This is a genomic window from Buttiauxella noackiae (genome assembly GCF_000737905.1).
Taxonomy (GTDB): domain Bacteria; phylum Pseudomonadota; class Gammaproteobacteria; order Enterobacterales; family Enterobacteriaceae; genus Buttiauxella; species Buttiauxella noackiae.
The window spans coordinates 70,626-91,742 of sequence record NZ_JPRU01000003.1 but is presented as its reverse complement, the minus strand read 5'-3'; the positions used below and the strand labels follow the sequence as shown (position 1 = coordinate 91,742).

Annotated in this window: 14 protein-coding genes and 1 tRNA gene; 9 read left to right on the top strand and 6 right to left on the bottom strand. The window is 51.1% G+C overall.

The window, feature by feature from the left end; all coding sequences use genetic code 11:
- Positions 1–303: 303 nt before the first annotated feature.
- A tRNA-Sec gene (locus tag IX31_RS16255) sits at positions 304–398 on the bottom strand.
- A 283-nt stretch (positions 399–681) separates the two neighbouring features.
- Here IX31_RS16255 and yicI point away from each other — a divergent pair.
- The gene (gene yicI / locus IX31_RS16250; RefSeq protein ID WP_034460332.1) at positions 682–3,006 is read left to right on the top strand and encodes an alpha-xylosidase; all 2,325 of its coding nucleotides are present in this window, start codon (positions 682–684) and stop codon (positions 3,004–3,006) included.
- Positions 3,007–3,037: 31 nt separating this feature from the next.
- Here yicI and IX31_RS16245 read toward each other — a convergent pair whose 3' ends face one another.
- Positions 3,038–3,853 (bottom strand): helix-turn-helix transcriptional regulator, encoded by an 816-nt coding sequence (locus IX31_RS16245; RefSeq protein WP_241767204.1) that lies wholly within the window; start codon positions 3,851–3,853, stop codon positions 3,038–3,040.
- A gap of 166 nt (positions 3,854–4,019) precedes the next feature.
- On the opposite strand from IX31_RS16245, the gene IX31_RS16240 reads away from it, so the two are divergent.
- On the top strand, positions 4,020–5,459 hold the full coding sequence (locus IX31_RS16240; protein ID WP_034460331.1) for an MFS transporter: 1,440 nt from the start codon (positions 4,020–4,022) through the stop codon (positions 5,457–5,459).
- A 96-nt stretch (positions 5,460–5,555) separates the two neighbouring features.
- On the opposite strand, the gene IX31_RS16235 is transcribed toward IX31_RS16240, so the two are convergent.
- On the bottom strand, positions 5,556–6,149 hold the full coding sequence (locus IX31_RS16235; RefSeq protein ID WP_034460330.1) for a YhgN family NAAT transporter: 594 nt from the start codon (positions 6,147–6,149) through the stop codon (positions 5,556–5,558).
- A 143-nt stretch (positions 6,150–6,292) separates the two neighbouring features.
- On the opposite strand from IX31_RS16235, the gene asd reads away from it, so the two are divergent.
- The 6 genes from asd to glgP all read left to right on the top strand — a co-directional run bounded on the left by asd (position 6,293) and on the right by glgP (position 17,205).
- A complete protein-coding gene (asd, locus tag IX31_RS16230; RefSeq protein ID WP_034460329.1) occupies positions 6,293–7,399 on the top strand; it encodes an aspartate-semialdehyde dehydrogenase in 1,107 nt (368 codons plus the stop codon).
- A 340-nt stretch (positions 7,400–7,739) separates the two neighbouring features.
- The gene (gene glgB, locus IX31_RS16225; protein ID WP_034460328.1) at positions 7,740–9,926 is read left to right on the top strand and encodes a 1,4-alpha-glucan branching enzyme; all 2,187 of its coding nucleotides are present in this window, start codon (positions 7,740–7,742) and stop codon (positions 9,924–9,926) included.
- Positions 9,923–11,905, top strand: a complete 1,983-nt coding sequence (gene glgX / locus IX31_RS16220) for a glycogen debranching protein GlgX (RefSeq protein WP_034460327.1) — start codon at positions 9,923–9,925, stop codon at positions 11,903–11,905. Before glgB ends, glgX begins: the two co-directional genes overlap by 4 nt.
- Positions 11,906–11,919: 14 nt before the next feature.
- Positions 11,920–13,203, top strand: a complete 1,284-nt coding sequence (glgC, locus tag IX31_RS16215) for a glucose-1-phosphate adenylyltransferase (RefSeq protein WP_034460326.1) — start codon at positions 11,920–11,922, stop codon at positions 13,201–13,203.
- A gap of 98 nt (positions 13,204–13,301) precedes the next feature.
- A complete protein-coding gene (glgA, locus tag IX31_RS16210) occupies positions 13,302–14,735 on the top strand; it encodes a glycogen synthase GlgA (RefSeq protein ID WP_034460728.1) in 1,434 nt (477 codons plus the stop codon).
- A 22-nt stretch (positions 14,736–14,757) separates the two neighbouring features.
- Positions 14,758–17,205, top strand: a complete 2,448-nt coding sequence (glgP, locus tag IX31_RS16205; RefSeq protein ID WP_034460325.1) for a glycogen phosphorylase — start codon at positions 14,758–14,760, stop codon at positions 17,203–17,205.
- Between the two features lie 104 nt (positions 17,206–17,309).
- On the opposite strand, the gene IX31_RS16200 is transcribed toward glgP, so the two are convergent.
- The 3 genes from IX31_RS16200 to glpE all read right to left on the bottom strand — a co-directional run bounded on the left by IX31_RS16200 (position 17,310) and on the right by glpE (position 19,316).
- Complete coding sequence (locus IX31_RS16200) at positions 17,310–18,068, bottom strand: DeoR/GlpR family transcriptional regulator (RefSeq protein WP_034460324.1); 759 nt, start codon at positions 18,066–18,068, stop codon at positions 17,310–17,312.
- A 22-nt stretch (positions 18,069–18,090) separates the two neighbouring features.
- Positions 18,091–18,921: a rhomboid family intramembrane serine protease GlpG gene (gene glpG / locus IX31_RS16195; protein ID WP_034460323.1), complete on the bottom strand. Its 831-nt coding sequence runs from the start codon at positions 18,919–18,921 to the stop codon at positions 18,091–18,093.
- Positions 18,922–18,986: 65 nt separating this feature from the next.
- Positions 18,987–19,316 (bottom strand): thiosulfate sulfurtransferase GlpE, encoded by a 330-nt coding sequence (gene glpE / locus IX31_RS16190; protein WP_034460322.1) that lies wholly within the window; start codon positions 19,314–19,316, stop codon positions 18,987–18,989.
- A gap of 196 nt (positions 19,317–19,512) precedes the next feature.
- On the opposite strand from glpE, the gene glpD reads away from it, so the two are divergent.
- Positions 19,513–21,021, top strand: coding sequence for a glycerol-3-phosphate dehydrogenase (gene glpD, locus IX31_RS16185; RefSeq protein WP_034460321.1), 1,509 nt, complete (start codon positions 19,513–19,515; stop codon positions 21,019–21,021).
- Positions 21,022–21,117: the final 96 nt, after the last annotated feature.

Genomic DNA, 21,117 nt, shown 5'->3' with positions numbered 1-21,117 from the left:
GCTTTGTCTAAATAGCTCAAAGAGCAATCATGGCATGATGTTTAGGTATGAGTTTTAATTTCATTTAATACATTAATTATGATGTGGTTGAAAATGTTTTATAATGTATTTATATAAATGTGGATATATGATCGTTTTTAATTTAGGGTTTCACAAAATGGAATGTTAATATTTTTTAAATAAATTTTGATGGTGAAAGATAATTTACTTAGTTAATATGTTTCCAATTCACTATTAATAAAGTAATAAGTGAATTTATAGAAGCTAAAATTTTCCACGGATGATGAGTTAGTAGGGCAAAATTGGCGGAAGATCACAGGAGTTGAACCTGCCCGGCACCGCTGGCGGCACCAACTGGATTTGAAGTCCAGCCGCCTCACCGGAGACGACGATCTTCCTGGCCTCGATTGCTACATGGAGGCGGTGCGCAGTATACCTGGTTTTTCGCTTGTACCAAACAATGCTTTCCCCTTTCCTCAATGAATCCTTCAATACTATTAGCACGATCAATTAAATCGTTCACTTACCACGCGTTTAGCATTTCCTATCCCATTTGAAAGAGCGACTGCGCTCACACTTATCAAGAATCGTAATCTGATAACGAGATTACAGAATTCACGCACTGTCCCCGATGCTTTAAAACCGTAGAAATCTAAATTCCATCGTTCAAAGGATTGCATTATGAAGATTAGTGACGGCAATTGGCTGATCCAGCCTGGTTTATCGCTTATCCACCCGGTGCAGGTTTTCGATGTGGAGCAACAGGGCAATGAGATGGTGGTGTATGCGGGCATGAAAGATGTCCGCGAACGTGGCAACCAGCTCGATACCCCACTGTTTACGTTGCGCTTTTTCTCCCCGCAGGAAGGTGTAGTGGGCGTGCGTATTGAGCACTTCCAGGGTGCGGTGAATAACGGCCCACACTATCCGCTTAATGTGCTGAAAGATGTAAAAGTTGAGATGCAAAACACCGCTGAATTTGCTGAGCTAAAAAGCGGTAACCTGGCGGTGCGCGTCACTAAAGGCGTTGAATGGGCGCTGGATTTCCTGCGTGACGGCGTACGCATCACGGGTAGTGCGGTGAAAAACAACGGTTACGTGCAGGATGGCAATACCGGAAATACGCATATGTTCGAGCGCCTGGATTTGGGCGTTGGGGAAACGGTTTACGGCCTGGGCGAGCGTTTTACGGCGTTGGTGAAAAACGGCCAGACGGTGGAGACCTGGAACCGTGATGGCGGCACCAGCACCGAGCAATCCTACAAAAACATCCCGTTCTACCTCACCAACCGTGGCTATGGCGTGCTGGTAAACCATCCGGAATGTGTCTCTTTTGAAGTGGGTTCCGAAAAAGTTTCCAAAGTGCAGTTCAGTGTGGAAGGGGAATATCTCGAATACTTCGTGATTGACGGCCCAACGCCGAAGGCAGTGCTCGACCGTTACACCCGCTTCACCGGCCGTCCGGCGCTGCCACCAGCGTGGTCGTTCGGCCTGTGGCTCACCACTTCATTTACCACCAACTACGACGAGGCGACGGTCAACAGCTTTATCGACGGCATGGCGGAACGTAATCTGCCGCTGCACGTTTTCCACTTCGACTGCTTCTGGATGAAAGCATTCCAGTGGTGCGATTTCGAGTGGGACACGGTGACCTTCCCGGATCCGGAAGGCATGTTGAAGCGTCTGAAAGCGCGCGGCCTGAAAATTTGTGTCTGGATAAATCCATACATCGGCCAGAAATCGCCGCTATTCCGCGAAGGGATGGAAAAAGGCTATTTGCTGAAACGCTCGAACGGTGCTGTTTGGCAGTGGGATAAATGGCAGCCGGGCCAGGCGATTGTCGATTTTACTAATCCGGCGGCGTGCGATTGGTATGCAGGACACCTGAAACGCCTGGTGCGTATGGGCGTGGACTGCTTCAAAACTGACTTCGGCGAGCGCATCCCGACGGATGTTGTCTGGCACGACGGTTCCGATCCGCAGAAAATGCACAACCATTACGCTTTCATTTATAACGAACTGGTGTGGAATGTGCTCAAGCAGGAACTGGGTGACGAGGAAGCCGTGCTGTTTGCCCGTTCGGCGTCTGTTGGTGCGCAACAGTTCCCGGTTCACTGGGGCGGTGATTGCTATGCCAACTATGAATCTATGGCAGAAAGCCTGCGCGGCGGCTTGTCGCTTGGCATGTCAGGTTTTGGGTTCTGGAGCCATGATATCGGCGGTTTCGAAAACACGGCCCCGGCACATGTGTATAAACGCTGGTGCGCGTTCGGGCTGCTTTCCAGCCACAGCCGCCTGCACGGCAGCAAATCTTACCGTGTGCCATGGGCGTACGACGACGAAGCCTGCGACGTGGTGCGCCACTTCACGCAATGGAAATCACGCATGATGCCGTATCTGTATCGCCAGGCGGCGTATGCAGCGGAAACCGGCACGCCGATGATGCGCGCCATGATGCTGGAGTTCCCGGACGATCCGGGCTGCGATTATCTCGACCGCCAGTACATGCTGGGTGAGTCCGTGATGGTTGCACCAGTGTTTAGTGAAGCGGGAGACGTGCAGTTCTATCTGCCGGAAGGTCGCTGGACGCATCTGTTCAACAACGTCGAGGCGCAAGGCAGTCGTTGGCATAAAGAGAAGCACGACTTCCAGAGCTTGCCGGTATATGTGCGTGACAACACGCTGCTGGCGCTGGGTAATAACGACCAGAAACCGGATTATGCCTGGCATGAAGGCACCGCCTTCCAGCTGTTTAATCTTGATGATGGGCGCGAAACAGTTTGCGAAATCCCGGCGGCAGATGGTTCGGTTATCTTCATGCTGAAAGTTAAGCGCGAAGGCAACACGCTGACGGTGCAGGGCGACGGCCAGGCAAAAAACTGGACGCTGTGTCTGCGCAACATCGGCGATGTGAGAGGCGTGAAGCAAGGTAAGAGTGCTGCGGGCGAACAGGGCGTGGTGATTATGCCGGATTCGTGCGATGCGGGACTGATTATCGAGCTGTAATTTTTTTGGCGGGCATTATTGCCCGCCTTCATCACGCGAATTGTGATAGCTGTCCCAGCTGCCGTTCCCCTTCTTCATCCACCGGTAAATACACTAGCAGGCGCGCGCCATCACGAGGGGTGGAAAACCAGTTCGTCTGTTGCATCTGGATGGTGCCAATTTGCGGATGGGTAAACTGCTTGAGGTGGTTTTCGATGCCGCGAACTTCGTACCGCTGCTGCCATAATGCTTTAAATTCCCCTGAAACCGAGAAAAAGCTCTCCAGTAAGGCCTCCCAGCGCGGGTCCCCTCGGTGTTCTGTCATCCCTGCGCGGAAATAGCCAACGAACAGGGGCAAAATCAATTCTCTGTCCCCAAGGCGACGGCTCCAGTTTTCGTCAGTCAGGTACTGATAAATACAGTTGCGCTCATCTATCGGCACGGCATCAAGATCCACACCCATCAACAGACAAAAATTGTGGTTGTAACCGAGAATATCGAAGTTGGGCTTCTGCATGCAGGCAGGGTTTGGCATTAGTGCGTCGAGCAGGCGGCGTGAAGCGGGGCTGAGGTTCTCACATAATGCTGATGCCGGGATTTCTGCAGGTGACAAACCGGCAAGAATAAATAAATGACGTGTCTCAACGGGAGAGCATTGCAACGCATTGGCAATAGCCGTCATCACGCTGACGGAGGGATTCACATCCCGTCCTTGCTCAAGCCAGGTGTACCAGGTCACACCAACGTCGGCCAGCAGCGCGACTTCTTCACGGCGCAGCCCTGGCGTACGGCGCCGTCCACTGCGGGGTAAACCGAGGCGCTGAGGGTCAAGACTTTCACGCCGGGTGCGTAAAAAGGCCGCCAGCATTTTTCGATTGTCTTCCAGTGTGGAAGTAAACTGGTCAAGTTTTGTGATGGTTGTCACGGAAAACTCCAGAAGGGTAGTGCCAATACCAGTATAAGCAAGAACTGGTACCCGTTTAAACATTGGGGGATGCTACGCCGGTATCCTGAACCGTGCAATGGAGCACATGATGAGAATTCCCCCTTTTTCCCTTGGACGAGCAGGTTTGATTTTGCTTCTGACAAGCCAGATGCTGCCGCTTATTGATACGTCGATTACCAACGTGGCCCTGGACTCGATTACCCAGTCATTGGGTACCAGCCATACAGAGTTGGAACTTATTGTGGCGCTCTATGGGGTGGCCTTTGCCGTTTGTCTGGCTGTGGGCAGTAAGCTTGGAGATAACCTGGGCCGCAGGCGCGTTCTAATGTGGGGCGTGGCGTTGTTTGGTATTGCCTCTTTGCTGTGTGGCATCGCTGGCTCTGTTGGAACGCTGCTTGCTGCACGCACTTTGCAGGGCATGGGGGCTGCACTCATTGTGCCGCAGATCCTCGCAACTCTACACGTCACGTTAAAAGGCACCGCTCATACCAGAGCCATTAGCCTCTATGGTGGTATCGGAGGTATTGCTTTTATTATTGGGCAAATGGGCGGGGGATGGCTGGTATCAGCAGATATCGCCGGGCTTGGTTGGCGTAACGCCTTTTTTATTAATGTCCCGATTTGCATATTTGTGTTGATGGTAGGAAAGCGTTATTTGCCGGAAACCCGTAGCGAAAGCGTTTCGCGTATCGATTGGCAGGGGACTTTTTGTCTGGCTTTAATACTCTGCTGCCTACTCTTTCCTATGGCACTTGGCCCAGAACTGCATTGGCCATGGCAGATGCAAGCTGCATTGATAGCGATTATTCCCCTTGGTTGGTGGATGCGCTCTGGAGCATTAAGCCAGCAACAACGCGGCCTGCAGCCTTTGCTTCCACCACGTTTGCTTAAACTGACCAGTATTCGTTTTGGTTTTTTGATAGCCGTGTTGTTCTATACCTGCTGGTCGGGCTTTATGTTTTGTATGGCTTTAACGCTACAGGCTGGACTGGGAATGGCTCCGTGGCAGTCGGGTAATAGCTTTATTGCCCTTGGCGTAGCCTATTTTGTTTCAGCCTGTTATGCCCCAAAACTGATTGCACGTCATTCAATGAGCACGATTTTGCTGGCTGGCATAGCCGTGCAGGTAGCTGGGCTATTGGCGCTTATTGCTACGTTACAACACTTTGGCCACAGTGCTGGCGCGTTAGCTGTTGCCCCTGCAACAGTGTTGATTGGCTACGGGCAGGCGCTGATCGTTAACAGTTTTTATCGCCTCGGGATGCGTGACATCGCCCCAAATGATGCCGGTGCGGGCAGTGCAATTTTAAGTACGCTGCAACAATCAACGCTTGGACTTGGCCCGGCAATCCTCGGCGCGTTGTTCCTGCATTTTCGTGTGCTGAGCAATGATGATTATGTGAAGGCGATGATGGGATTCTTGCTGGTGGAAGTGTTGGTTATGCTGGTATTGGCGGGTGTGACGCTGATGAGCCGTCGCCAGCTTCATCCTCCTGTCCTGTGCAAGCCTGTGATTTCGCAGAAGTGATTCTCAGAACGTTATGATAATAAAAAACCGCCTTTTATGAAGGCGGCTTTCTTGTTTGTGCTGAGACTAAATGGAAGCTCGCGCAGTGACCAGGCGTTATCCCTTCATCCAAATTCGAAGCCCATCAAGGAACATTTGAGTTGCCAGCATTACCAATACCAGGCCCATCAGGCGCTCCAGCGCGTTAACACCTTTTTCCCCGAGTAAACGTAAGAACAGCGATGATTGCAGCAAAATCACCACGGTGCCGCCCCAGGCCAGCATCAACGCTGCAACCAGATGCCCCATCTGGTTTGGGTACTGGTGTGATAACAGCATTAATGTTGCCAGTAACGTCGGCCCGGCAACCAGAGGAATCGCCAGCGGCACGATAAATGGTTCTTCGCCAGCAGGCAGGCCAGAGGCATTGCCTTCATGGCTTGGGAAGATCATTCGGATGGCAATCAGGAACAGGATAATCCCGCCAGAAATCGACACGCTTTCCGCACGCAGGTTAAGAAATGCAAGGATTTTTTCCCCAGCGAACAAGAAAATAAGCATTATTATCAATGCAATAAGCAGCTCACGGATCATGATGGCCCGGCGGCGCTTAGGCTCAGTATGCTTGAGCACTGACATAAAAATCGGCAGGTTCCCTAACGGGTCCATAATCAGGATTAACAATACTGCCGCAGAAATGATTTCGGTCATGAATGGTTGTCTCTAATAAGTTGTATTTCTAATAGCTTGCAGATCATTGATTAATTTCACTTGCGACTTTGGTAGCATTTTGTAATGTGGGACATATTCCCTTGAATGCACACAACGCAAATACCTCTGCAGGATTAGTCGCTATGAAAAATGTTGGTTTTATCGGTTGGCGCGGTATGGTCGGTTCCGTTCTCATGCAACGCATGGTTGAAGAACGCGACTTTGACGCCATTCGCCCAGTTTTCTTCTCCACTTCTCAGTTAGGCCTTCCGGCCCCATCTTTTGCAGGCCAGAACAATGGCACGCTGCAAGATGCCTATGACCTGGAAGCGCTGAAGGCACTGGACATTATCATTACCTGCCAGGGCGGCGATTATACCAACGAAATCTATCCAAAGCTTCGTGAAAGCGGCTGGCAAGGTTACTGGATTGATGCTGCGTCTTCACTGCGTATGAAAGATGACGCGATTATCATCCTCGACCCGGTTAACCAGCACGTTATTCAGGAAGGTCTGAATAACGGCGTGAAAACCTTTGTTGGCGGTAACTGTACCGTTAGCCTGATGCTGATGTCCCTTGGCGGCCTGTTTGCAAACGACCTGGTTGACTGGGTTTCTGTTGCGACTTACCAGGCGGCTTCCGGCGGCGGCGCACGTCACATGCGTGAACTGCTGACCCAGATGGGCCAGTTGCACAGCCACGTTGCCAGCGAACTTGCTGATCCTGCATCGGCCATTTTAAACATCGAACGTAAAGTGACTGATCTTGCGCGTAGCGGCAGTCTGCCAACCGATAACTTCGGTGTGCCATTGGCTGGCAGCCTGATCCCATGGATCGACAAGCAACTTGATAATGGCCAGACCCGCGAAGAGTGGAAAGGCCAGGCTGAGACCAACAAAATCCTTAATACCGGCACTATCATTCCGGTTGATGGCTTGTGTGTCCGTGTTGGCGCACTGCGCTGCCACAGCCAGGCATTCACTCTCAAACTGAAAAAAGATGTTTCTTTGCCAACCATTGAAGCGATGCTGGCCGGGCATAACGATTGGGTGAAAGTCGTACCAAACGACCGCGATATCACCATGCGTGAGCTGACGCCTGCGGCGGTAACAGGCACGCTCACGACTCCAGTTGGACGTTTGCGTAAACTGAATATGGGTCCTGAGTACTTGTCGGCCTTCACTGTTGGCGACCAGTTGCTATGGGGCGCTGCCGAACCGTTACGTAGAATGTTGCGCTTGCTCGCATAAGTACACTTAATTACACAAGGGGCATTGCAGCCCCTTTTTTTATCACGTCATATACCCTTCATACTTCACGTTATGGATGTGTTGGTTGCACTCCGTCACCCCCGTCACTTACTTAAGTAAGTGACGGAGCTTACCGCCTTCCCATAACGTGAATTATTTGGGTATACATGAAGCGTATGACTTTTGTTTATTAATTTTCGGGAGCAAAACAGAGCGTTGGCTATGCTTTATTCAGGGCGATAAACCGCCGTGAACATTAGTTGGGCGGAACGGCTTACAGGAAAACAATGTTATTGCCGTCCGTTAGGGTCAATGAATGACAAAAAACAGGACGAATTCCATGTCTGTTCATCCAGAGAAAGACGTGATAAATGCGCTAATTGCGGGTCATTTTGCTGATCCTTTTTCGCTGCTGGGAATGCATAAAACTGAAGCCGGGCTGGAAGTTCGCGCCCTGTTACCGAATGCTACAGAAGTATGGGTTATCGACCCGAAAACAGGTGGTAAGGTCGGTAAGTTAGAGTGTATTGATTCACGTGGTTTCTTTTGCGGGGTCATCCCCCGTCGTAAAAATATCTTCCGTTACCAACTGGCTGTCGTCTGGCATGGCCATGAAAATCTTATTGATGATCCCTATCGCTTTGGCCCGCTAATTCAGGAGATGGATAGCTGGCTGTTGTCCGAAGGCACGCATTTACGCCCCTATGAAACGCTCGGCGCACATGCCGACACAATGGATGGCGTTACCGGTACTCGTTTCTCCGTTTGGGCACCTAATGCCCGTCGCGTCTCAGTTGTTGGCCAGTTTAACTACTGGGATGGCCGTCGCCACCCGATGCGTTTGCGCCGTGAAAGCGGTATCTGGGAACTCTTTATTCCAGGCGCGCATCCTGGGCAGCTCTATAAGTTCGAACTGATTGATACCGAAGGGCATCTGCGCCTGAAGGCTGACCCCTATGCGTTTGAGTCGCAAATGCGCCCGGAAACCGCGTCGCTGATTTGCGGATTGCCTGATAAAACCACTCTTAGCCCGGCGCGCCAGCGTGCGAATGGCTTTGACCAGCCCATTTCAATTTATGAAGTCCATCTTGGTTCATGGCGTCGCCATGCCGACAATAATTTCTGGCTCAGTTACCGCGAATTGGCAGATCAACTGGTGCCATACGTAAAAGAGATGGGCTTTACTCACCTCGAACTGTTGCCGATTAACGAGCACCCATTCGATGGCAGTTGGGGGTATCAGCCACAAGGTTTATACGCACCAACACGCCGTTTCGGTACGCGTGAAGACTTCCGATATTTTATTAATGCCGCGCATGCTGCGGGCTTAAATGTGCTGCTCGATTGGGTTCCTGGTCATTTCCCGACTGACGATGCAGGCCTTGCGAAATTTGACGGTACATCCTTGTATGAACACGGCGACCCGCGCGAAGGTTATCACCAGGATTGGAACACGCTGATTTACAACTATGGGCGTCGTGAAGTCAGTAACTATCTGGTAGGCAACGCACTGTACTGGATCGAACGCTTCGGTATTGATGGTTTACGTGTTGATGCGGTGGCATCGATGATTTACCGCGATTACAGCCGCAAGCCTGGTGAATGGATACCTAACGATAAAGGCGGGCGTGAAAACCTCGAAGCTATCGAATTTCTGCGTAATACCAACCGTATTATTGGGGAGCAAACGCCGGGTGCGGTAACCATGGCTGAAGAGTCGACCGACTTTACCGGCGTGTCGCGGCCACCTTCCATGGGCGGTTTAGGTTTCTGGTTTAAATGGAACCTTGGCTGGATGCACGACACGCTCGACTACATGAAACTCGACCCCATTCACCGCCAGTACCATCACGACAAGATGACTTTTGGCATGCTGTACAACAGCACCGAAAACTTCGTATTGCCGCTGTCGCATGATGAAGTGGTACACGGCAAAAAATCCATTCTCGACCGCATGCCTGGCGATGCCTGGCAGAAGTTTGCCAACCTGCGCGCCTACTACGGCTGGATGTGGGCTTTCCCTGGTAAAAAGTTGCTGTTTATGGGCAATGAATTCGCCCAAGGGCGAGAGTGGAACCACGACAGTAGTCTCGACTGGCACTTGCTGGAAGGCGGCGACAACTGGCATCACGGCGTGAAGCGGCTGGTGCGCGATTTAAACCGCACATATCGCCACCATGCTGCGATGCACGAACTGGACTTTGACAGCTATGGTTTTGAATGGCTGGTGGTTGAAGACAACATTAATTCGGTATTTATCTTTGTGCGCCGTGACTCAAAAGGCAATGAAATCATTGTTGCCAGTAACTTCACCCCGGTGCCGCGCTACAACTATCGCTTTGGTATTAATCAGCCAGGTCGCTGGCGCGAGGAGCTGAACACAGACTCAATGCACTATCACGGCAGTAATGCCGGGAACAGCGGTGCCGTGCATAGCGATGCTATTCCAAGCCACGGTCGCGAGCACTCCCTGAGTCTGACATTGCCTCCGCTTTCGACTATCTGGTTGGTTCGGGAGGCTGAATGACGCAACTCACTGCCGGGAGCCCGGCTCCGTATGGTTCGTTTTTTGATGGAAAAGGCGTCAATTTCACACTGTTTTCGGTTCATGCAGAAAAGGTCGAACTGTGCGTTTTTGACGAACATGGCCACGAGCGGCGTTATGACTTGCCGGTGCGCACAGGCGACATCTGGCATGGTTATTTGCCAGATGCAAAGCCTGGCCTGAAATATGGCTATCGAGTCCACGGCCCATGGGATCCGCAAAATGGGCACCGTTTTAACCCAGCAAAACTGTTGCTAGACCCTTGTGCACGAGTGGTTGTTGGCGGCGTTGATAACCACCCCCATCTTCACGGTGGTTATGATGAGCCAAACCTGGAAGACAGCGCCCCACACATGGCGAAATGCGTGGTGGTGCGCGATAAGTTCGACTGGGAAGGCGATGAACACCCGCGCACCCCTTGGGGCGACACGGTTATTTACGAAGCGCATGTTCGTGGGCTGACGTTATTGCATCCGGAAATACCCGAAGAGCTGCGCGGCACTTATGCCGCACTCGGCCATCCGGTGATGATTAACTATTTCAAACGCCTCGGGATTACGGCGCTTGAATTGATGCCGGTCGCGCATTTTGTCACGGAGCCGCGCGTTGCTCATTTAGGGTTAAGCAACTATTGGGGCTATAACCCGCGTTCGTTTTACGCCGCCGAAGGTTTTTACGCGGTAAATCATGATCCGCTTGCCGCCGCCAACGAGCTGCGTGGTGCGGTGAAAGCACTGCACGAAGCGGGAATTGAGGTGATTCTTGACATCGTTCTTAACCACAGCGCCGAGCTGGATCGTGACGGTCCAACCCTCTCGCTGAGCGGAATCGATAACCGTAGCTATTATTGGTTAATGGACAATGGTGATTACCAGAACTGGACTGGTTGCGGTAACACCTTGAATTTGAGCACGCCAGGCGTAGTGGCGCAGGTAGTGGATTGCCTGCGTTATTGGGTCGACAGCTGCCATATTGATGGTTTCCGTTTCGATCTGGCATCGATCATGGGGCGAACCCCGGAATTCCGTCAGGATGCACCATTGTTTGAGGCGATCAAAAACGATCCGATTTTGTCGCAGATAAAGCTGATTGCGGAACCTTGGGATATTGGTGCAGGGGGTTATCAGGTTGGTAACTATCCGCCTTTATTTGCGGAATGGAACGATCATTTTCGTGACGGTATGCGGCGTTTCTGGCTGCGACAAGATTTATCGTTGGGGGGATTCGCTTGCCGTTTTGCCGGTTCAAGTGATGTCTATCGACATGGAGATCGCCTCCCTTCGATCAGCATCAATTTAATCACGGCTCACGACGGCTTCACCCTGCGTGATTGTGTCAGCTTCAATCAAAAACACAATGAAGCTAACGGTGAAGACAACCGTGATGGCACCAACAATAACTACAGCAATAACTATGGCTTCGAAGGGCTGGAAGCCTCGCTGAATATTAAAGAAAGACGGCGCGACAGCGTTCACGCCTTGCTTACATTGTTACTGCTGTCTCAGGGTACGCCGATGCTTTTGGCCGGTGATGAACATGGGCACAGTCAGCATGGTAATAACAATGCTTATTGCCAGGATAACCAACTGACATGGCTTGACTGGGAACACTGCAACGATGGCTTAACCACTTTTACCGCGACATTGATTCATCTACGCAAGACGATTCCGGCATTAACCCGAAATGTCTGGTGGGAGGAAGGCGATGGCAATGTGCGCTGGTGGAATAAAGAGGCTCAACCTCTGAATGCTGACGAGTGGGAGAACGGGGTTCATCGGTTACAAATCCAACTCTCAGATCGTTGGCTTATTACGATTAACGCTACCGAAGAAGTGGCAGACATCGTTCTACCCGAAGGGGAATGGCGTGCTATTCCTCCGTTTGCCGGCGAAGACAACCCGGTGGTAATGGCTGTATGGCATGGTCCCGCGCACGGAGTATGCGTTTTCCAGAAATCATAAAAAAGGAGTCAGTCATGGTTAGGCTTGATAAGAACGATCCTCTGATGTTGGCAAGACAACTGCCAAATAAATCTGTAGCCCTGATTCTGGCTGGTGGGCGCGGTACCCGATTGAAAGATTTAACCTCAACGCGCGCCAAGCCTGCTGTCCACTTTGGTGGCAAGTTCCGCATTATTGATTTTGCGCTGTCCAATTGCATTAACTCGGGTATTCGCCGTATTGGTGTGATTACGCAATATCAGTCACATACGTTGGTTCAACATATCCAACGTGGCTGGTCATTTTTTAGCGAAGAGATGAACGAGTTTGTTGATTTGCTCCCGGCGCAGCAACGTGTACACGGTGAAAACTGGTATCGCGGTACCGCTGATGCCGTTACGCAAAACCTCGATATTATTCGCCGCTACAAAGCCGAGTACGTGGTTATCCTCGCGGGTGATCATATCTACAAGCAAGATTACTCACGCATGCTGATAGACCATGTGGAGAAAGGTGCGCGCTGTACCGTGGCATGTATGCCTGTTCCACTCCATGAAGCTTCTGCATTTGGCGTAATGGCGGTTGATAGCGAAGAGAAAATTATCGAATTCGTTGAGAAACCGGCAAACCCGCCGTCCATGCCGGGTGACGACAGCAAAGCACTCGCCAGTATGGGTATCTACGTTTTCGACGCCGATTATCTGTACGAACTGTTAGAAGCCGATGATAAAGACGAAAACTCAAGCCATGACTTCGGGAAAGATATCATCCCGTATGTCATGAAATCCGGTGAAGCGTTTGCCCACCCATTCCCACTCTCCTGTGTGCAGTCTGATCCAGACGCCGAGCCATACTGGCGTGATGTGGGGACACTGGAAGCTTACTGGAAAGCTAACCTTGATCTTGCTTCTGTAACGCCGGAGCTTGATATGTACGACCGGGATTGGCCAATCCGCACTCATATGGAACCGTTGCCTCCGGCGAAGTTTGTGCAAGACCGCTCTGGTAGTCACGGTATGACGCTCAACTCGCTGGTGTCTGGCGGCTGCATTATTTCCGGATCGGTGGTGGTTCAGTCGGTGCTGTTCCCGCGTGTACGCGTTAACTCGTTTTGCAATATCGATTCGTCAGTGTTGTTGCCAGATGTCATCGTCGGGCGCTCTTGCCGGTTGCGCCGTTGCATTATCGATCGCGCCTGCGTCATTCCTGAAGGGATGGTCGTCGGGGAGAACGCCGAAGAAGACGCACGTCGTTTCTATCGTTCTGAAGAAGGTATTGTGCTTGTCACTCGTGAAATGCTGGCCAAGCTACCTGGTTAAATGTTTAAGGATTGACCGCCGTGCAGCAAGGGCTGCGCGCAGTAATTTTATCGTTTGGCGCGCGATTTCGCGCTATGACTTTCCATACGGGAGCGATAATGCAGGTCTTACATGTATGTTCTGAAATTTTTCCACTGCTGAAAACGGGTGGTCTTGCGGATGTGCTTGGCGCGTTACCGGCAGCACAAATTGCAGGCGGCGTTGAGACGCGAGTCTTGCTGCCTGCTTTCCCTGACATTCGTCGTGGCATTGTTGATGCGCAGGTTGTGGCACATCGCGACACCTTCGCGGGTCATATGACTTTGTTATATGGCCACTTCAACGGAGTGGGAATTTACCTGATTGACGCCCCACATTTATACGATCGTCCCGGTAGCCCATATCACGATACAAATCAGTTTGCTTACACCGACAACGTGCACCGTTTTGCGTTGTTGGGTTGGGTAGGCGCTGAGATGGCATGTGGTCTGGACCCCTTCTGGCACCCGGATATTGTGCATGCGCATGACTGGCATGCGGGCCTGGTGCCCGCCTATCTGGAAGCTCGTGGTCGCCCGGCAAAATCGGTATTTACTGTCCATAACCTGGCGTATCAGGGGCTGTTTTACGCACATCATATGAATGAAATTGATCTGCCCTGGTCGTTCTATGACATGAACGGTCTGGAGTTCAATGGTCAAATTTCGTACTTGAAAGCTGGCCTTTACTATGCTGATCATATTACGGCGGTCAGCCCGACATATGCCCGCGAGATTACCGAACCGCAATTTGCCTACGGTATGGAAGGGCTGTTGCGGCAGCGTCACCGTGAAGGGCGGCTGTCCGGCATCCTCAATGGTGTGGATGAGAAAATTTGGGACCCTGCTCATGACTTGCTTCTCGCTGCTCGCTATACCCGCGACACGCTGGAGGAAAAGGCTGAGAATAAACGCCAGTTGCAGGTGGCGATGGGGCTTAAGGTTAACGATAAAGCGCCGCTGTTTGCAGTAGTGAGTCGTTTAACCAGCCAGAAAGGCCTGGATTTGGTGCTTGAAGCGTTGCCAGGGTTACTTGAGCAAGGTGGGCAACTGGCATTATTGGGGGCGGGTGACTCGGTGATGCAGGAAGGGTTCCTTGCGGCAGCAGCAGAGCATCCAGGGCAGGTGGGTGTCCAAATTGGTTATCACGAAGCTTTCTCGCACCGCATCATAGGCGGGGCAGATGTCATTTTGGTGCCGAGTCGTTTTGAACCTTGCGGCTTAACGCAATTGTATGGCCTTAAGTACGGCACATTGCCATTGGTGCGGCGCACAGGCGGACTAGCAGATACCGTGTCTGACAGTTCGCTGGAAAACCTGGCTGATGGTATCGCCAGTGGATTTGTGTTTGAAGACAGTAATGCCTGGTCGCTGTTAAGAGCGATTAGACGTGCCTTCGTGTTGTGGTCTCGCCCTTCGCTATGGCGATTTGTTCAACGTCAGGCAATGGGCATGGATTTTAGCTGGCAGGTAGCGGCGCATTCCTACCGCGATCTGTACCAACGTTTGCTGTAGCCATCCACCAGGAATCACTGATATGAACGCACCCTTTTCCTATGCTTCACCGACGCTCAGTATTGAGGCTCTAAAGCACTCAATCGCCTATAAACTGATGTTTACGGTTGGGAAAGACCCTGCCATTGCGAACAAACATGAGTGGCTAAACGCCACGTTATTTGCGGTTCGTGACAGGTTGGTAGAGCGCTGGCTGCGTTCTAACCGTGCTCAGCTATCCCAGGAAGTACGCCAGGTTTACTATCTGTCGATGGAATTTCTTATTGGCCGGACACTCTCCAACGCGCTGCTTTCATTAGGTATTTATGAAGACGTCAAAAATGCGCTGGAAGAGATGGGGCTGGATCTTGAAGAGTTGATTGACGAAGAGAACGACCCCGGCCTCGGCAATGGCGGGCTCGGTCGTCTCGCCGCCTGTTTCCTCGATTCATTGGCAACGCTCGGTTTGCCTGGCCGTGGTTACGGCATTCGCTATGACTACGGCATGTTCAAACAAAATATCGTTGATGGCCGTCAGAAAGAATCGCCAGATTACTGGCTCGAGTACGGCAACCCGTGGGAGTTCAAGCGCCACAACACACGCTACAAAGTGCGCTTTGGTGGACGCGTGCAGCTTGAAGCCAAAAAATTCCGCTGGGTAGAAACCGAAGAAATTCTTGCGGTCGCGTATGACCAGATAATCCCTGGCTACGATACCGATGCAACAAACACGCTGCGCCTGTGGAATGCGCAGGCAAGTAGCGAAATTAACCTTGGTAAATTTAATCAGGGCGATTATTTCGCTGCGGTGGAAGATAAAAATCATTCGGAAAACGTGTCGCGCGTGCTCTACCCGGATGACTCAACCTATTCAGGCCGTGAACTGCGTTTGCGCCAGGAGTATTTCCTGGTCTCATCAACGGTACAGGATATTCTCAGCCGTCATTTCCAATTGCATAAAACCTATAACAACCTGGCGGATAAAATCGCCATCCACCTTAACGATACGCACCCGGTGTTGGCGATTCCTGAACTGATGCGTTTGTTAATCGACGAGCATAAGTTCAGTTGGGAAGATGCTTTTGAGGTTTGCTGTCAGGCATTCTCGTATACCAACCACACTCTGATGAGCGAGGCGTTGGAAACCTGGCCGGTAGATATGCTGGGCAAAATTCTGCCGCGCCATTTGCAGATAATCTTCGAGATTAACGATTACTTCCTGAAAACCCTTCAGGAGCAACATCCAAACGATACCGCTCTGCTGGGGCGCACTTCGATCATTGATGAATCCAATGGTCGTAAGGTTCGTATGGCTTGGCTTGCGGTGGTTGTCAGTCACAAAGTGAATGGCGTTTCTGAGCTGCACTCCAACCTGATGGTTCAGTCGTTATTTGCTGATTTTGCTGCCATCTTCCCGATGCGTTTTTGTAATAAAACGAACGGTGTGACGCCGCGTCGCTGGCTGGCTTTGGCTAACCCACCGCTTTCAGAAGTGCTGGATGAAAATATTGGCCGCACCTGGCGTACCGATCTCAGCCAGTTGAATGACCTGAAACAGCACATTGATTACCCAACCGTGCATCAGGATGTGCGTAAGGCGAAACTGGCAAATAAAAAGCGCCTGGCAAGCTACATTGGCCAGCAACTCAATGTGGTCGTTAACCCCAATGCGCTGTTTGATGTACAGATCAAACGTATCCACGAATACAAACGGCAGTTGATGAATGTGCTGCACGTGATTACCCGCTATAACCGCATTAAGGCCGATCCGACAGCCGATTGGGTTCCGCGGGTGAATATCTTCGCCGGTAAAGCAGCGTCTGCGTATTACATGGCAAAACACATTATTCACCTCATCAATGATGTGGCGACGGTGATCAACAACGATCCGGTAGTTAAAGATCGCCTGAAAGTCGTGTTTATCCCGAACTACAGCGTCAGTCTTGCGCAGATCATTATCCCTGCAGCCGATCTCTCTGAGCAGATCTCTCTTGCGGGAACTGAGGCTTCGGGCACCAGTAATATGAAGTTTGGCCTGAATGGGGCGCTGACCATTGGCACGCTGGACGGTGCAAATGTTGAAATGCTGGAACACGTTGGGGCGGATAATATCTTTATCTTTGGTAATACCGCGGAAGAGGTCGAAGCACTACGGCGCGAGGGCTACAAGCCGCGTGAATACTACGAAAAAGATGAAGAACTGCATCAGGTACTGACGCAAATCGGTACGGGTACGTTTAGCCCGGATGAGCCGACACGCTATCGTGACCTGCTGGATTCACTGATTAACTTTGGTGACCACTATCAGGTGCTGGCAGATTACCGCAGCTATGTGGATTGCCAGGATAGGGTGGATGAGCTTTATCGCCAGCCAGAAGAGTGGACCATTCGAGCTATGCACAATATTGCCAATATGGGGTATTTCTCATCTGACAGGACAATTCAGGAATACGCCGATGAGATTTGGCATATTAAGCCGGTGAGATTGTAATAGTTAGGGCGGATAAGTAGTGGCGAGTGACGCTGCGCTTATCCGCCCTACAACGCTGAACGTAGGGTGGATAAGCCGCAGGCGTCATCCACCATGTTATTGCCTCAGCACAACTCCAGTTGCACATTATTCTCAGCAATCACCTGCATCACACCTGCAGGTGGAATGGCATCGGTATATACCGCATCCACCAAAGCAATGCTGCCAAGATTAACCATCGCATTACGACCAAACTTAGAGTGGTCTACAACCAACATGACACAGCGTGAGTTTTCAATAATGGCGCGTTTGGTGCGAACTTCGTGGTAATCAAACTCCAGCAATGAACCGTCACCGTCGATGCCACTAATCCCCAGAATGCCGAAATCCAGGCGGAACTGAGAGATAAAATCGAGTGTCGCCTCGCCGATAATCCCACCGTCGCGGCTGCGTAACTCACCACCGGCCAGAATAATGCGGAAGTCTTCTTTAATCTTGAGGGTATTTGCGACGTTCAAATTATTGGTTACCACGCGCAAATTGCTGTGGTTTAACAACGCATGAGCGACGGCTTCCGGTGTGGTGCCGATATCAATAAACAGTGTGGCACCGTTAGGGATCTGGCTGGCAACTTTCTGCGCGATACGTTCTTTTTCCGCAGTTTGGGTTGCCTTGCGATCGTGCCACGGCGTATTCACGGAACTTGAAGGTAGAGCGGCGCCACCGTGATGGCGCATGATCAGGTTCTGGTCTGCCAGATCATTAAGATCGCGACGGATAGTTTGCGGGCTGACTGCAAACTGTTCGACGAGCTCTTCGGTGCTGACATAACCTTGTTTTTTCACCAGTTCGACAATCGCATCATGACGTTGTGTTTGCTTCACGCTGTTTTATTCTCCTGAAATGCTATGTTCGTTTTCGCGCATGCATTGTATCAACCAGCGCCATCGCAAGCCCAACAATCAGCCCGGTGATATGAGCGGCGTTGGCGATCGACATTCCTAAAACATCGAAAAATCCTATCACAATCCACAGCACAGCAAAGCCCATCAGGCCGCGCTGCATATAGATGCCGCTTTCTGGATCGCGTTCGCCACGTAGCCAGACATACCCCATTAGTGCATAAACCACGCCCGACAAACCACCAAACATTGGGCCGCCGAATTTGGCTTGCACAAAGCCGCTAAGCAGGGCTGAAATCAGAGTCAGCGTAATGAGTTTGCCGCTACCGAGACGCTTTTCTACCGGGCCGCCAAGATACCACCACCACAGTAAGTTGAATGCGATGTGCATTATCGAGAAGTGCATCAACGCGTGGCTGAAATAGCGCCACAATTCATAGTGCAAACTCTCTTTATATGGCCAGGCTAACCAGGTCATGACCGCACGATCGCCTACGATTTGCATCAGCAGGTAGACCAGTACACAGGCGGCCATAATGACCATCGTGAATGGGCCCGCTTTTTGTGCAATTGTGGCCAAAAAAGGGTAGCGCTGATAACGCAAACCACCACCTGTATGACCGGTATTCCAGCTTGCTGCCAGATAGCGTGAGTCACCAGGGTTTGCGAGGAATTGTTCAAGCTCGGCACGAACGCGTGATTCCTGGCTGTCGTTTGCCAGCCAGATATCTGTTTGTTCATGGCTTTGAATCGTGAGGATAATCCCCTGCGTCGCCATATAGTCGACAAAGGCCTGCGCGACTCGCGGGTTGGCAAACGAGGTAATCATGATCATAAGGTTTCAACTAAATCCATACAAAAAAAATTAGTATACCTGTAATGCCGCGATTCCCTGACGACTTAAGACGCGCCGTGTGCGACTTCTGACGGGAAATGGCGGTGCCATGCGTCAAAACCACCATCGATGCTATATACCTGATCGTAACCTTGTTGCAGCAGATACTGCGCCGCACCTTTGCTGCTGTTGCCGTGGTAACACATCACCATCACCGGGGTTTCAAAATCAGTTTGCTGCATAAAAGCCACCAGACGGTCATTGGTCAGATGGAATGCACCCGGCGTGTGACCCATCGCAAAGCTTTGTGGATCGCGGATATCGACTAACACTGCCAGTTTTTGCTGCAACTTCTGGTGTGCTTCTTCCACACCAATACACTCAAAAGTTTCCATGGATTTGCTCGTTACTTTATTGAATCGGCTTGCGCCATATTAAGGGAATCTCCCCCTCTGACCGCTGATATTAACGTCATTATGTTATCCATATCACGCAGTAATGTTTTTTTTTTCGTTACAAAGCGCGCGTACTCTTGCTAGTATGAGCGATAACGAACATATTTGAACTTTAACGAAAGCGTGTGAGGGCAACATGGAAACTAAAGATCTGATTGTGATTGGCGGAGGAATTAACGGGGCAGGTATCGCCGCTGACGCCGCAGGCCGTGGTTTATCCGTGTTGATGCTTGAAGCGCAGGATCTGGCCAGTGCAACATCTTCTAATAGCTCTAAATTAATTCACGGTGGCCTGCGCTACCTGGAACATTACGAGTTTCGTCTGGTGAGCGAAGCCTTAGCCGAGCGCGAAGTATTGCTCAATATGGCACCACATATCGCCTTCCCAATGCGCTTTCGTTTGCCACATCGCCCGCATTTACGTCCGGCGTGGATGATTCGAATTGGCCTGTTTATGTACGACCATCTGGGTAAACGCACCAGTTTGCCTGCATCTACCGGTTTGCGTTTTGGCGCAGATTCCGTTCTCAAATCAAATATTGTGCGCGGTTTCGAATATTCTGACTGTTGGGTAGACGATGCCCGTCTGGTTCTGGCGAATGCGCAGATGGTGACGCGTGAAGGTGGTGAAGTGAAAACCCGCACCCGTGTAACTCGCGCTCGCCGTGAAAATGGCCACTGGATTGTTGAGGCCCAGGATATTGATACCGGCGAAACCTTTAGCTGGCGCGCTCGCGGGCTTGTGAATGCGACCGGCCCATGGGTGAAAAACTTCTTTGACGACGGCCTCCAGTTGCCTTCGCCATACGGTATCCGCCTGATCAAAGGCAGCCATATCGTGGTACCACGCGTACACAACCAGAAGCAGGCTTACATTCTGCAAAACGAAGATAAGCGTATTGTGTTCGTGATCCCATGGATGGATGAATTCTCCATTATTGGCACCACCGATGTGGAATATAAGGGCGACCCGAAAGATGTTCACATCGACGACAATGAAATTAATTACCTGCTGAATGCTTATAACGCTCACTTCAAAAAGACACTTAGTCGCGAGGATATTGTCTGGACGTATTCTGGCGTGCGCCCGCTTTGCGATGATGAGTCAGATTCACCGCAAGCAATTACGCGTGACTACACACTCGATATCCATGACGAGCATGGCAAAGCTCCGCTGTTGTCGGTGTTTGGCGGCAAGCTAACAACCTATCGCAAACTCGCGGAACATGCTCTGGATAAGCTGAAAGGCTATTACCCGAAAATGGGTCCGGCATGGACGAAAGGCAGTACATTGCCGGGTGGCGATATCAATGGCGACCGTGATGATTACGCCGCGCAGTTACGTCGCCGTTACCCATTCCTGACAGAAAGCCTGGCTCGCCGTTTTTCACGCACCTACGGCAGCAACAGTGATTTAATTCTGGGCAGAACCACCAGCATCAGTGATTTAGGTGAAGATTTCGGGCATGAGTTTTATGAGGCCGAATTGCGCTACCTGGTTGAGCATGAGTGGGTGCGTGGCGTTGATGATGCCATCTGGCGTCGTACCAAATTAGGTATGTGGTTGACCGAAGAACAGCAGGCGCGGGTGGCACTGTGGCTGGTAAAGCGGGATGCTAAGGCGAAGTTATCGCTGGCGTCTTAAAAACAGTGGTGGATGAAGCTTTCGTTTATCCACCCTACAACCACCTTTCCCATAGGGCGGATAAGCATTAGCTTCATCCGCCCGTTTTATTTCAGA

Coding starts and splice junctions, on each gene's coding strand:
- yicI (WP_034460332.1), top strand. CDS start 682: ATGAAGATTAGTGACGGCAATTGGCTGATCCAGCCTGGTTTATCGCTT.
- IX31_RS16245 (WP_241767204.1), bottom strand. CDS start 3,853: ATGCTGGCGGCCTTTTTACGCACCCGGCGTGAAAGTCTTGACCCTCAG.
- IX31_RS16240 (WP_034460331.1), top strand. CDS start 4,020: ATGAGAATTCCCCCTTTTTCCCTTGGACGAGCAGGTTTGATTTTGCTT.
- IX31_RS16235 (WP_034460330.1), bottom strand. CDS start 6,149: ATGACCGAAATCATTTCTGCGGCAGTATTGTTAATCCTGATTATGGAC.
- asd (WP_034460329.1), top strand. CDS start 6,293: ATGAAAAATGTTGGTTTTATCGGTTGGCGCGGTATGGTCGGTTCCGTT.
- glgB (WP_034460328.1), top strand. CDS start 7,740: ATGTCTGTTCATCCAGAGAAAGACGTGATAAATGCGCTAATTGCGGGT.
- glgX (WP_034460327.1), top strand. CDS start 9,923: ATGACGCAACTCACTGCCGGGAGCCCGGCTCCGTATGGTTCGTTTTTT.
- glgC (WP_034460326.1), top strand. CDS start 11,920: ATGGTTAGGCTTGATAAGAACGATCCTCTGATGTTGGCAAGACAACTG.
- glgA (WP_034460728.1), top strand. CDS start 13,302: ATGCAGGTCTTACATGTATGTTCTGAAATTTTTCCACTGCTGAAAACG.
- glgP (WP_034460325.1), top strand. CDS start 14,758: ATGAACGCACCCTTTTCCTATGCTTCACCGACGCTCAGTATTGAGGCT.
- glpG (WP_034460323.1), bottom strand. CDS start 18,921: ATGATCATGATTACCTCGTTTGCCAACCCGCGAGTCGCGCAGGCCTTT.
- glpE (WP_034460322.1), bottom strand. CDS start 19,316: ATGGAAACTTTTGAGTGTATTGGTGTGGAAGAAGCACACCAGAAGTTG.
- glpD (WP_034460321.1), top strand. CDS start 19,513: ATGGAAACTAAAGATCTGATTGTGATTGGCGGAGGAATTAACGGGGCA.